This window comes from Streptococcus parasanguinis, from assembly GCF_032163505.1.
GTDB lineage: Bacteria > Bacillota > Bacilli > Lactobacillales > Streptococcaceae > Streptococcus > Streptococcus parasanguinis_V.
Genome location: NZ_CP134147.1, coordinates 819,208 through 832,323 on the forward strand (window position 1 = coordinate 819,208; position 13,116 = coordinate 832,323).

The 13,116-nt window shown below is 43.9% G+C and carries 14 protein-coding genes; 13 read left to right on the forward strand and 1 reads right to left on the reverse strand.

Translation table 11 applies throughout. The features are described 5' to 3' along the window. The 12 genes from RIN70_RS04200 to RIN70_RS04255 all read left to right on the forward strand — a co-directional run bounded on the left by RIN70_RS04200 (position 1) and on the right by RIN70_RS04255 (position 11,721). Complete coding sequence (locus RIN70_RS04200; RefSeq protein WP_125826258.1) at positions 1–936, forward strand: bifunctional riboflavin kinase/FAD synthetase; 936 nt, start codon at positions 1–3, stop codon at positions 934–936. 309 nt (positions 937–1,245) lie between these two features. Continuing rightward, complete coding sequence (locus tag RIN70_RS04205) at positions 1,246–1,647, forward strand: Spx/MgsR family RNA polymerase-binding regulatory protein (RefSeq protein WP_009732658.1); 402 nt, start codon at positions 1,246–1,248, stop codon at positions 1,645–1,647. A gap of 12 nt (positions 1,648–1,659) precedes the next feature. Further along, positions 1,660–1,938 (forward strand): UPF0223 family protein, encoded by a 279-nt coding sequence (locus tag RIN70_RS04210; RefSeq protein WP_003003480.1) that lies wholly within the window; start codon positions 1,660–1,662, stop codon positions 1,936–1,938. After that, positions 1,928–2,698, forward strand: coding sequence for an inositol monophosphatase family protein (locus RIN70_RS04215; protein WP_125826259.1), 771 nt, complete (start codon positions 1,928–1,930; stop codon positions 2,696–2,698). Before RIN70_RS04210 ends, RIN70_RS04215 begins: the two co-directional genes overlap by 11 nt. Continuing rightward, complete coding sequence (locus RIN70_RS04220; RefSeq protein ID WP_195623091.1) at positions 2,699–4,003, forward strand: RsmF rRNA methyltransferase first C-terminal domain-containing protein; 1,305 nt, start codon at positions 2,699–2,701, stop codon at positions 4,001–4,003. It begins immediately after the preceding gene. 107 nt (positions 4,004–4,110) lie between these two features. Beyond that, complete coding sequence (locus RIN70_RS04225; RefSeq protein WP_003006593.1) at positions 4,111–4,977, forward strand: phosphate ABC transporter substrate-binding protein PstS family protein; 867 nt, start codon at positions 4,111–4,113, stop codon at positions 4,975–4,977. Between the two features lie 16 nt (positions 4,978–4,993). Continuing rightward, a complete protein-coding gene (gene pstC / locus RIN70_RS04230) occupies positions 4,994–5,905 on the forward strand; it encodes a phosphate ABC transporter permease subunit PstC (RefSeq protein ID WP_003003307.1) in 912 nt (303 codons plus the stop codon). Then, on the forward strand, positions 5,895–6,779 hold the full coding sequence (pstA, locus tag RIN70_RS04235) for a phosphate ABC transporter permease PstA (RefSeq protein ID WP_003006597.1): 885 nt from the start codon (positions 5,895–5,897) through the stop codon (positions 6,777–6,779). The genes pstC and pstA overlap by 11 nt, the downstream gene beginning before the upstream one ends. Positions 6,780–6,789: 10 nt before the next feature. Next, positions 6,790–7,593: a phosphate ABC transporter ATP-binding protein PstB gene (pstB, locus tag RIN70_RS04240; protein WP_195623090.1), complete on the forward strand. Its 804-nt coding sequence runs from the start codon at positions 6,790–6,792 to the stop codon at positions 7,591–7,593. A gap of 29 nt (positions 7,594–7,622) precedes the next feature. Continuing rightward, the gene (gene pstB, locus RIN70_RS04245; RefSeq protein WP_061591385.1) at positions 7,623–8,381 is read left to right on the forward strand and encodes a phosphate ABC transporter ATP-binding protein PstB; all 759 of its coding nucleotides are present in this window, start codon (positions 7,623–7,625) and stop codon (positions 8,379–8,381) included. 12 nt (positions 8,382–8,393) lie between these two features. Then, positions 8,394–9,047, forward strand: coding sequence for a phosphate signaling complex protein PhoU (gene phoU / locus RIN70_RS04250; RefSeq protein WP_003006603.1), 654 nt, complete (start codon positions 8,394–8,396; stop codon positions 9,045–9,047). Between the two features lie 130 nt (positions 9,048–9,177). Beyond that, positions 9,178–11,721, forward strand: a complete 2,544-nt coding sequence (locus tag RIN70_RS04255) for a M1 family metallopeptidase (RefSeq protein ID WP_195623089.1) — start codon at positions 9,178–9,180, stop codon at positions 11,719–11,721. A gap of 56 nt (positions 11,722–11,777) precedes the next feature. On the opposite strand, the gene RIN70_RS04260 is transcribed toward RIN70_RS04255, so the two are convergent. Next, positions 11,778–12,311 carry a biotin transporter BioY gene (locus RIN70_RS04260; RefSeq protein ID WP_003006609.1) on the reverse strand — a complete coding sequence of 178 codons (534 nt, stop codon included), beginning with the start codon at positions 12,309–12,311 and terminating at the stop codon, positions 11,778–11,780. A 205-nt stretch (positions 12,312–12,516) separates the two neighbouring features. Here RIN70_RS04260 and RIN70_RS04265 point away from each other — a divergent pair, with 205 nt between their 5' ends. Further along, positions 12,517–13,056, forward strand: coding sequence for a hypothetical protein (locus tag RIN70_RS04265; RefSeq protein ID WP_313790709.1), 540 nt, complete (start codon positions 12,517–12,519; stop codon positions 13,054–13,056). Positions 13,057–13,116: the final 60 nt, after the last annotated feature.

Below are 13,116 nucleotides of genomic sequence, written 5' to 3' on the forward strand. Positions count from 1 at the left end.
ATGAATATTCGTACGATAACTACTGCTAACCAGATCCATTTGGAGAATGAGACAGTTTTGGTTCTGGGCTACTTTGATGGCCTGCATCTGGGGCATCAAGAACTCTTTAAAAAGGCGCGTCAGATCGCGGATGAAAAAGGCTTGAAGGTCGCTTTGTTAACCTTTCCTGAATCTCCTAAGTTAGCCTTTGTTCGCTACCAACCAGAATTACTGCTTCATTTGCAGAGTCCTGAGGATCGGTTCCAAAAATTAAACGAACTAGGTGTGGATGAGCTCTTCCTCATTGATTTTACGACCGATTTTGCTTCTAAAACCGCCAAAGAATTTGTCGATCAATTTGTCAAAGCCTTGAGAGCCCGAGTTTTAATTGCTGGATTTGATTATAGTTTTGGCTCTGATAAGAAAACGGCCTCTGACTTAGCTGCTTATTTTGATGGTCAAGTGGAAGTCATTTCTCCTGTATTGGATCAGGGGGAAAAGATTAGTTCAACCCGCATTCGTCAAGCTATCCTAGAAGGACGCGTCAAAGAAGCTGCCCGTCTACTTGGTCACCCTTTATCCAGTCGGGGAATCGTCGTGCACGGAGATGCACGTGGCCGTACCATTGGCTATCCTACCGCTAATCTAGCACCGATTGATCGGACCTATCTCCCATCAGATGGCGTTTATGTAGTCAATGTCGATTTTAAAGGGCAGACCTACCGTGGGATGGCTTCTGTCGGGAAAAATGTCACCTTTGATGGGAAAGAGCTTCGTTTCGAAGTCAATCTCTTTGATTTTACAGGAGATATCTACGGTCATACCCTGACCATTCATTGGTTAGATAAGATTCGAGAAATGGTCAAATTCGATGGGATCGATCAACTAGTGGCGCAACTAGAAGAAGATGAAGCAGTTTCACGAAACTGGACCAAGAGGCTGGGACAAAAGTCCTAGCCTCTCAATTGTTTTTGGATTGTCGAGCAAAACGCAGTGGTTGAGTGGGCTCTACTACGCTGATTTCATCAGCTTTCACAGCCCTACTCAACTGTGCGGAGGTGGGACGACGAAATCGAATTCTAACGAATTACCGATTTCTGTCCCACTCTCTTTTTTCGGGCCTCTTCTTGGGAAAAATGAAAGGGATTTCTTTTTTCCACTGAAATTCAGAAAAATCGTCGAGAAATCAAAAAAGCGCTTTTCAAGCACCTATTTTTTTTGTATAATAGAGTCAGATAGTTATATATAAAAAAAGAAGTGAACCACATGATTACATTATTTTTATCGCCGAGTTGTACATCATGTCGAAAAGCTCGGGCTTGGTTAAAAAAGCACGATGTTCCATTTAAAGAACACAATATTATGACAAGTCCTTTGAGCAAACAGGAGTTGACAAGTATATTGGCCTTGACCGAAAACGGAACAGACGACATTATTTCAACTCGTTCAAAAATTTTTCAAAAATTGGATGTTGATGTTGAAGATTTATCCATCTCAGCCTTGATCCATCTGATTGAGGAAAATCCAAGTCTCTTGCGGAGACCGATTATTTTAGATAACAAACGCATGCAGATTGGCTTTAACGAAGACGAAATTCGGGCCTTCTTGCCACGGAGTTATCGCAAACAAGAGTTACGCTCTGCCACTCTAAGAGCAGAAATAAACTAAGAAGTATGTCGAATGCAAAAAAATTATAGTTACCCACTGGACTTATCGTGGAGCACTGAAGAGCTTGCTTCAGTGCTTTCTTTTTTCAATAAAGTTGAAGAAGCCTATGAAAGTAAGGTAGAGGCCAAAGAATACATGGAAGCCTACCGCGCTTTTAAGAAGGTCGTGCCTAGTATCGGAGAAGAAAAGCGTCTTGGACGGGAGTTCGAAGAAGTGAGCGGTTATTCTCTCTATCGTGCGACCCAGGCTGCAAAGCAAAAAGAGGAAGGATGGTTTTCTCTTGAAGAATAAATTAGAGTTTGCCAAACAAATCGTTTTAGAGGCTGGAGACTACTTGCGTCTTCATCTCCATGATGACTTGATGATCTCAAAGAAGACAGGGCCGACAGATTTAGTAACCCAGATGGACCAACAGGTTCAAAAGGATTTGGTCGATAAAATCACACATCGCTACCCAGAAGATCGGATTTTTGCGGAGGAAGATGGCCTTCGTTCACCGATTTCAGAAGGATCTGTTTGGGTGATTGATCCAATTGATGGGACCAATAATTTTGTGACCCAAAAGGAAGATTTTGCGGTGATGGTGGCCTATTTTGAAGACGGAATTGGTCAGTTTGGCCTGATCTACGATGTGATGCGGGATCACCTTTTTTACGGGGGTGGAGAATTCCCTGTTTATCGCAATGAGGTTGAACTGACACCCTTTGTGGACCAACCTCTGGAAAACTTTTTGATTGCTTCAAATGTCGGTATGCTTGAGAAAAATGACTGGGGCATGGCAGATCTTGGTATGGATTCCCTGGGCATTCGGGTCTACGGAAGTGCCGGTATTAGTTTTTCAAAAATTCTCTCAGGTGGGATTCTAGCTTATTTTAGCTACATCTGGCCTTGGGATTATGCCGCAGCTGCGATCATGGGGGAACAGTTGGGCTATACCGTTTTAAATCTAAATGGAGATAAACCTAATTACCAGTCAGTGGAACCCATTATGATGGTTCCAAAAGTGAAGTTAACAGAAATTCAAACCTATCTTAAGAAAGGGAGAAGTTAAATGAATTTTCCCAATGGTTTTAAAGAAAAATACCAGCATCTTCTAGGTGAGGATGCTGCTGCTTTTTTTGCGACCTTTGAACAAGAAGCAGTATCGGCCTTTCGGACTAATCCTTTGAAAGAAGCTCAAAAAGCATTTGATGATCCGATTCCCAATACTCCTTGGGGACATTATGGAAAGGTCTCAGGAAAATCCATCGAGCACGCAACGGGTTTGGTCTATTCGCAAGAGCCAGCTGCACAGATAGTGGCCCAAGTCGCTCAGCCGAAGCCAGGGATGAAGGTCTTAGACTTGGCCGCAGCTCCTGGTGGCAAGACTACCCAGCTCTTGTCTTATTTGGACAATCAGGGACTCTTGGTCTCCAATGAGATCCACAAGGGCCGCTCGAAAATTCTTGTAGAGAATGTAGAACGCTTTGGTGCGCGAAATGTGCTAGTAACCAATGAGTCTGCCGATCGTCTGGCCAAAGTTTTCTCAGGCTTTTTTGATCTGATTGTACTAGACGCCCCGTGTTCAGGTGAGGGGATGTTCCGTAAGCAACCAGATGCCATGGACTATTGGTCTGTCGATTATCCTCGAGAATGCAGTCTCCTTCAAAGAGAGATTCTAGAGGATGCTCTCAAGATGTTGGTTCCAGGTGGTTCCTTGGTTTATTCAACCTGTACCTGGGCTCCTGAGGAAAATGAAGAGATCGTATCCTGGCTTTTGGAAAACTATGATCTGGAGCTGGAAACGATCGAGAAGATCAATGGTATGGCAGAAGGCATCGACTTTCCAGAAACGGCGCGCATGTATCCACATCTCTTTAAAGGGGAGGGACAATTTGTTGCTAAGTTCCGTTATCTAGGAGAGAATCGTCCTGCCAAAATCCCTTCCAAAAAGGACCAATTATCTGCGGAGCAAAAGAAATGGTGGCAGGAGTTTGCTAAAAAACACTTGAAGATTACTCTAGAAGGAATCCTCGAAACCTTTGGGGACGAACTCTACTTGGTTCCACTTGGTTTACCAGATTTGCGCAAAGTAAAAATCGCCCGAAATGGTTTGCACCTAGGGACCTTCAAGAAAAATCGATTTGAACCTAGTTTTGCCCTAGGTCTTGCTCTGAAACCGAGTGAGGTCAAAGAGACCGTTTCGATCACTCCTGAGGACTTTGTTCATTATGTTGCGGGAGAGACAGTTCAATTGAAGGAAACGCATCCAAATGGATGGTACCAGGTCCTGGTTGAAGGCAATGGTTTGGGCTTTGCCAAAGTGACCGGACAGACCCTGAAAAATTTCTATCCAAAGGGGCTTCGTTTTAGGTAAAATGCTGGGCAAAGAACTTGTTCTATGATATAGTGGAAGTACAGGTTTTTTTGAAAAAAACTTGTCAAAATCATAAGTGAAATAGTGAAATATCAAGGAGACATGATTTGAAAAAGTCTAAAAAGCTGATCCTAGGACTAGCAACGATCGTATTAGCAGGAAGTTTATCTGCTTGTGCTTCTTGGATCAATCGCGGAGAATCCATCACTGCTGTCGGATCGACTGCCTTACAACCCTTGGTTGAAGGAGTAGTAGATCGCTACATTGAAGAACATCCTGGTAAGATTGTGAATGTACAAGGAGGAGGTTCTGGTACAGGACTTTCACAAGTTCAATCAGGCGCTGTGGACATCGGAAATAGTGACCTCTTTGCAGAGGAAAAATCTGGGATCGATGCCTCTAGTCTGGTCGACCATCAGGTAGCCGTAGCAGGAACAGCCATCATTGCCAATAAAAATATCTCAATCGACAATTTGACAACGGAGCAATTGCGAAAGATCTTTACGGGTGAATATACCAATTGGAAGCAATTGGGAGGCCCAGATCTTGAAATCACGATTGTGAACCGTGCAGTTGGTTCTGGTAGCCGTGCTGTCTTTGATGCCATTATCATGGATGGCAAACAACCCAAGCAGGCCCAAGAGCAAGACTCTAATGGAATGGTGAAAAACATCGTTTCTCAAACGCCAGGAGCCATCTCTTATCTAGCCTTTACCTACTTGGATAGCAGTGTCAAAACCATGAAGCTTAATGGCTATCAACCAACCAAAGCCAATGTTGTCAACAATAACTGGCCAATCTGGTCTTATGAACACATGTATACCAAAGGAAAACCCAATGAGTTGTCTAAAAAATTCATTGACTACATGATGACCGATGAGATCCAGCAAAAGGTTGTTGGTAAGATGGGCTATATCCCAATCAATGATATGAAAGTCACCCGTGATTTAAAAGGGAATGTGACAAAAAAATAAAAGAATTAGGTAAAAAATGAACGAAGTAGCAAAAAAAATGCTGACGAAATCAAAAAACTCCCGCCTAGAAAAATTTGGGAAAACCATTACTTTTTTATGTATGAGTTTGATTGTTGTCGTCGTTGCCATGATTTTGATTTTCGTGGCCCAAAAAGGTTTATCGACTTTCTTTGTCAATAAAGTCAATATCTTTAGTTTTCTATTTGGGAGTACTTGGAATCCTGCTGCAAAGGAATTCGGAGCCCTACCAATGATTCTAGGTTCCTTTATTGTAACCTTGCTTTCTGCCCTCTTGGCAACGCCGTTTGCCATTGGTGCAGCAGTTTTCATGACAGAAGTCTCTCCTAAAGGAGCTCGTTTCTTGCAACCAGCCATTGAGCTCCTAGTGGGGATTCCTTCAGTTGTTTATGGATTCATTGGTCTTCAAGTCGTTGTCCCTTTCACCCGTAGTCTCTTTGGAGGGACTGGTTTTGGGATCCTCTCAGGGGTTTTTGTCCTCTTTGTTATGATCCTGCCAACTGTCACCTTTATGACGACCGATAGCCTCCGAGCTGTGCCCCGTCATTACCGGGAAGCTAGTATGGCCATGGGTGCGACACGCTGGCAAACGATTTGGCATGTCACGCTCAAGGCAGCCCGCTCAGGAATCTTTACAGCGGTTGTCTTTGGTATGGCGCGTGCCTTCGGGGAAGCCTTGGCTATCCAGATGGTGGTCGGAAACTCGGCAGTGGTACCAACCTCGCTCACTACACCAGCTTCCACCCTCACCTCTATTTTGACCATGGGAATCGGAAATACCGTCATGGGTACGGTCAATAACAATGTTCTTTGGTCACTCGCCTTGGTATTGCTCCTCATGAGTCTTGCCTTTAACAGTGTGATTAAACTGATTACGAAAGAAAGAGGTAAGAAGAACTATGCACGCTAAACGAATGGATAAAATTGCGACAGGAGTGCTGTATGCTATTTCAGGGATCATCGTTGCGATTCTTGCCTCATTGATCCTTTATATCTTGGTCCGTGGCTTGCCCCATGTATCTTGGCACTTCTTGACTGGGAAATCTTCTTCTTACCAAGCAGGAGGAGGGATCGGAATTCAATTGTATAATTCCTTCTTCCTCTTGGTCATTACCTTGGTGATTTCCTTCCCACTTTCTCTTGGAGCTGGGATTTACCTCTCTGAGTACGCTAAAAAAGGTCGCTTGACCAATTTGGTTCGGACCTGTATTGAGATCTTGTCTTCTTTGCCATCTGTCGTTGTAGGTCTCTTTGGTTACCTGGTCTTCGTTGTCCAGTTCAAATACGGATTTTCGATCATTTCAGGGGCCTTGGCCTTGACTGTCTTTAACCTGCCACAGATGACCCGCAATATCGAAGATAGCTTGCAGCACGTCCACCATACGCAGCGCGAAGCAGGTCTAGCTCTGGGCTTGTCTCGCTGGGAAACTGTGATCCATGTCGTGGTACCAGAAGCTCTTCCAAGTATTATCACCGGGGTCGTCTTGGCCTCTGGACGGATCTTTGGGGAAGCCGCTGCCTTGATCTATACTGCAGGTCAATCGGCTCCAGCCCTTGATTGGTCAAACTGGAATATCTTTAGTGTAACCAGTCCAATTTCGATTTTCCGTCAGGCTGAAACCTTGGCCGTCCATATCTGGAAGGTCAACAGTGAAGGAACTATTCCAGACTCGATCGAAGTCTCAGCCGGTTCTGCCGCAGTTCTTTTGATCTTTATCTTGATCTTTAACTTTGGAGCACGCAAACTCGGAAGTTACCTCCATAAAAAACTAACATCTGCTTAAAGGAGAAGAAATGTCAAAATACAATTGGGATGAGAGACACATCATTACTTTTCCTGAAGAAAAGGTGGTCCTATCGACCAAAGATTTGCATGTCTATTATGGAACAAACGAGTCCATTAAAGGCGTTGACATGCAGTTTGAAAAGAATAAGATTACAGCCTTGATCGGTCCTTCAGGATCTGGGAAATCAACCTACCTCCGTAGTTTGAACCGGATGAATGATACCATCGATATTGCGCGTGTAACGGGTGAAATTTGGTATGAAGGAATCGATGTCAATCGTCCAGATATCAATGTTTATGAAATGCGCAAGCACATTGGGATGGTTTTCCAACGGCCCAATCCTTTTGCCAAATCGATTTATAAAAACATCATCTTCCCGCATGAACGCGCTGGAGTCAAAGACAAGAAGATCTTAGACGAATTGGTCGAAACTTCTTTGAAACAGGCAGCCCTATGGGATCAGGTCAAGGATGACCTTCATAAATCAGCCTTGACACTTTCAGGTGGCCAACAGCAACGGCTCTGTATCGCGCGGGCTATCTCTGTGAAACCAGATATCTTACTCATGGATGAGCCTGCTTCAGCGCTTGATCCGATCGCGACAGCGCAATTAGAAGAAACCATGCTTGAGTTGAAGAAGGATTATACCATTGTCATCGTGACCCACAGCATGCAACAAGCAGCCCGTGCTAGCGATTATACCGGTTTCTTCTATCTTGGAAACCTCATCGAGTACGATAAGACTTCGAATATTTTCCAAAATGCGAAATTGCAATCGACCAACGATTATGTATCTGGTCACTTTGGATAAAGTAAAATGACAACAAAAAGGAAAATAGAATGACAGAACCAATTTTGCAAGTCAAGGACTTGTCGGTTTATTACAATAAAAAGAAGGCTCTAAATAGCGTCTCCTTGGACTTTGCTCCAAAGGAGATTACAGCCTTGATTGGTCCTTCAGGATCAGGGAAATCTACCCTTTTAAAAGCCATTAACCGCATGGGCGACCTCAACCATGAGGTCACCACTACAGGAACTATCCTCTACAATGGACATAATATCTACGGACCACGGACCGATACGGTCGAATTGCGTAAGGAAATCGGAATGGTCTTCCAACAGCCCAATCCTTTCCCTATGTCCATTTATGATAATGTGACCTATGGATTGATGATTAATGGTGTCAAGGACAAGGCTGTCTTGGATGAAGCAGTTGAAACCTCTTTGAAACGCGCGTCCATCTGGGATGAAGTCAAGGATCGCCTGTATGATTCAGCTATTGGGCTTTCCGGTGGTCAGCAGCAGCGGGTCTGTGTGGCGCGGGTCCTTGCGACCAGTCCAAAGATTATTCTTTTGGATGAACCAACTTCAGCGCTGGACCCAATTTCAGCTGGGAAAATTGAAGAAACCTTGTATGGACTAAAAGACCGCTACACCATGCTCTTGGTGACACGGTCCATGCAACAAGCAAGTCGGATTTCCGATAAAACTGCCTTTTTCTTGGATGGGGATTTGATCGAGTACAATGATACCAATGAAATGTTCTTGAACCCAGCTAAGAAAGAAACAGAAGACTATGTCTCTGGTAAATTTGGATAGGAAGAAAATAAAATGTTACGAGTTCAATTTGAAGAAGATTTAGAGAAGTTGCATAACCAGTTTTATGCAATGGGAAATGAAGTGTTGAGTCAGATCAACCGTACGGTTCGTGCTTTCGTGACCCATGACCGTGAATTGGCCCGTCAGGTCATCGAAGATGATGCGGAGATCAACGAATACGAAGTGAAGCTAGAGCGTAAGTCTTTTGAGATTATCGCCCTTCAACAGCCGGTTTCACAAGACCTTCGTGTCGTGATGACCGTCTTAAAAGCAGTTTCTGACTTGGAGCGGATGGGGGACCACGCAGTATCGATTGCCAAGGCAACGATTCGCATGAAAGGGGAAGTCCGTATCCAATCTGTTGAGGAAGAAATCAGCAAGATGGGCCGTGAAGTCAAAGATTTTGTCGAAGCGACACTAGATGTTTACCTCAAAGGTGATGTGGATTTGGCCTATGAAGTTGCTTCACGAGATGAAGTCATCAACCATTATTTTGATAGTATCCAAGAATTAGCAACAGAAGAAATTCGGAAAAATCCAGAGTCCATCGTGACGGGTCGTGATTATTTCCAAGTGATCAACTTCTTGGAACGCATCGGAGATTATGCAAAAAATATCTGTGAATGGGTAGTTTACTTTGAAACAGGTAAAATTATCGAAATGTAAGATCATGGAGTCTTTTCGATATCAGACAGGCATTGTCATGCTTGTCTTTTCTTTTATCCCAACTTTGTGATAAAATAGTTTTATTAGGGCTTTTGATTGGAAAAGCGTGAAACATTTAAAGGAGGAAATTATGCAAGCAGTTGCACATTTTGTAGAAACATTCGTTCCAGAACATTATGAAGTATTTTTGGATTTAAGTCGTAAAACCAAGACCTTTAGCGGTCGTGTGGTGATTACAGGTCAAGCCAAGGAGGACAAGATCTCGCTTCACCAAAAGGATTTGACCATCGAAACAGTAGAAGTAGCAGGTCAAGCTCGTCCATTTACGGTTGATGATGCCAATGAAGCGGTTTATGTTGAATTGGAAAGCACAGGTCAAGTGACAGTTACTCTGACCTATTCTGGTAAGATCACAGACAATATGACAGGGATTTACCCATCTTACTACAGTATTGATGGTGTGAAGAAGGAAGTCCTCTCTACTCAGTTTGAGAGCCATTTTGCGCGTGAAGCCTTCCCAAGTGTGGATGAGCCAGAAGCTAAAGCAACATTTGATCTTTCTTTGAAATTTGACCAAGAAGAAGGTGAAATTGCCCTATCAAACATGCCTGAAATTGATGTGGAAAACCGTAAAGAAACAGGTATTTGGAAGTTTGACACAACTCCTCGCATGTCTTCTTACCTCTTGGCCTTTGCGGCTGGAGACCTCCAAGGAGTGACAGCTAAGACTAAGAATGGAACCCTTGTCGGAGTCTACTCAACAAAAGCTCACCCATTAGAAAATTTGGACTTCTCATTAGATATTGCCGTTCGTGCTATTGAATTCTACGAAGACTACTATGGCGTTAAGTATCCAATCCCTCAATCCCTTCATATCGCTCTTCCAGACTTCTCTTCAGGAGCGATGGAAAATTGGGGCTTGGTAACCTACCGTGAAGTTTATCTCCTTGTAGATGAAAACTCGACTGCCCAAAGCCGTCAAACAGTGGCCTTGGTGGTGGCTCACGAATTGGCTCACCAATGGTTCGGAAACCTCGTGACCATGAAATGGTGGGATGACCTCTGGTTGAATGAAAGTTTTGCCAATATGATGGAATATGTCAGCTTAGATGCTATCGAACCAAGCTGGAATATCTTCGAAGACTTCCAAACAACCGGTGTGCCTGCTGCCTTGAAACGCGATGCTACAGATGGCGTTCAATCCGTCCATGTGGAAGTCAAACACCCTGATGAGATCAACACCCTCTTTGACCCAGCAATCGTTTACGCCAAGGGTAGCCGTCTCATGCACATGCTTCGCCGTTGGTTAGGCGATGACGCCTTCCGTAAAGGCTTGAAGATCTACTTTGAAAAACACCAATACAGCAATACCATCGGTCGTGACCTTTGGGATGCTCTTGGGCAGGCTTCAGGTCGTGATGTCGCAGCCTTTATGGATTCTTGGTTGGAGCAACCAGGATACCCTGTTGTCTCAGCTTCTGTGGAGAACGATACCTTGATCATCCGTCAAGAGCAGTTCTTCATCGGAGAAAGAGAAGAAAAAGGTCGCAAGTGGGTTGTTCCTTTAAATAGCAACTGGACAGGTATTCCAGATACTTTGGAAACTGAAGTCTTAGAAATTCCAAACTACAGTGCCTTGAAAGCAGCTAACAGCGGAGCTCTTCGCTTCAATACAGAAAATACAGCTCATTATATCAGTGACTATCGTGGGGAATTGTTGGAAGACATCCTTGCTGAACTTGCTAGCTTGGATAGCACTTCGAAACTACAAGTGGTTCAAGAACGCCGTCTCTTAGCGGAAAGTGGTCAAATTTCTTATGCAAGCCTCTTGCCAGTGATTGAACACTTGACAGAAGAAAGTTCCTACTTGGTTGTTTCAGCTGTTTCGAGCGTCTTAGCTGGAATCAGTCTCTTTGTGGATGAAGGAACTGAAACAGAAGCGGCCTTCCATGAGTTGTTGAAACGCCTGAACCGTTACAACTTTGAACGCTTGGGTCTAGAAGCTAAGCCTGGTGAAACAGAAGAAGACGAAAAAGTTCGTCAACTAATGATTGCTAATATGATCAAGGCCAATGATGAAGCTGCAAAAGCTCAAGCGAGCGCTATCTTTGAAGCGCATGCAGATGATTTGGAAAAACTTCCAGCGGCCATCCGCTTGCAAATCTTGGTCAACCAAATCAAGCACCAGGAAACCAAGGAGCTTAGCCAACAATACCTGGATACTTATGTTAAGACAGTTGATGGAAACTTTAAACGCCAGTTGGCGGCTGCACTTTCTTATACCAAGGATAAGGAAACTTTGGAAGCTCTATTGAAGGAGTGGAAGAACAAGGATGTGGTGAAACCTCAGGACTTGGCTATGAGCTGGTATTACAACTTCTTGCATGATGACTTTACCCAAGGTAGAACCTGGACTTGGGCGCGTGAAAACTGGGATTGGATCAAGAAAGCCCTCGGTGGTGATATGAGCTTTGATAAGTTTGTCATCTACCCAGCTAACTGTTTCAAGACCCGTGAACGGTTGAATGAATACAAGGCCTTCTTTGAGCCTCAATTGGATGATATGGCGATCAGCCGTAATATCAAGATGGGAATTAAAGAAATTGCAGCTCGTATTGATCTTATCGAGCGGGAGAAAGCAGCAGTAGAAGCCGCTATCCTTGCGACAAAATAGATTTAAAAAAATCGATACAGAAATTTCTGTATCGATTTTTTAGCGTCCTTTGAATCTTATTTGAAATACCAGTGGTGTTTGAGGCTGGCAAAAATCGCCTTGCTGGTGATAGTGATGATGACCAGTTTGATGAGGTCGGCAAGGATAAAGGGAGCAACGACCAAAGTAAATGCTTTTTGGAGATCGGTATGCGTGACCAGCATAAAGCCGATAGCTCCTGACACAAAGAGGAGAGCACTACTGAGGAGATTGGCCAAAAAGATAGTGACAAGGCTGGATTTAGCACTCGTGAACAGAGACGTGATCCATGCTCGGAATGGGAAGAAGAGGAGGAAACCAGCAGTAGGACCAAGGAAATGCGAAGCACCACCAGCACCTCCGGCAAATACTGGAAAACCTAAGAAGCCTAAAAGCAGGTAAAGACAGACTGTGACAAAGGCATGGCTGGGTTTATAGATGGTCCCGATGATCCCGATCATGAGTGTCTGCAGGGTCAAAGGAATTGGACCAAAGGGAATGGTGAATTGAGATAGGACGGAGATCATGGCCACTCCAATGGAGATGAGAACTAAGGGAAAGATTTTCTTCATAACAGTTAACCTCGTATTTATTTTATGGTAACTATTCTACAATAAGGGGTTCATCCTGTCAATAGCCCACGCTTGTTTTAGGATTTTTTAAGTAAAAATTTAGGCAGGCTTAAGACTCCTGAAGTATAATCGCCTTACTAAAGGATCGAGCTCCCTTTAAATTATAAAAGACAAGTACTTGTACAAAAAGATAAAAGGTAAAAAGATGAATCAAAAAGAAACAAAACAAGTAGTAGAAACGCAAGAATCCAAAGAAAAAATGGTTGTCCTAAAACGAAGTCCTAAGTGGTGGATTGGCATGGCAGCAGTTGGTGGATTGTTAGTTGGTGCTGGAAGCGGCTTTGGTATCGGTGTCATCGCCTCTCAATCCTCCAATAACCAACAATTTTCTCAAGAGGTCCAAACGGGTCAGAACCAAGGATCCAATCAGCAACAAAATAGTCAAACTGGCCATCCTTCACAAGGAAACCAGCAAACTGGTGGCCCACAGGATGGCGGACCTCAAAGCGGTGGTCCACAAGGTGGTGGCCAAGGCCAAGGTGGCCCGCAAGGTGGCGGTCCGGTTCAAATGCCACAAGAAGGCAATGGTGGCCCACAAGGGAATGGTCCAGATAATGGCATGAACCAATCTGGCGGACAAGAAGGGAACCAGGGGTCCTCTAAAAAGTCCAATAAGAAGAATTCAAAAAATAAAAACAAGACGAGTGACAGTCAAAGTAACAAAGAAAACACGACAAACTCATAGAATTAGCCTTCCTCAGGCAGGCTGTATTTGATCATAAAACCAGGTTCTAAACTATAGGAA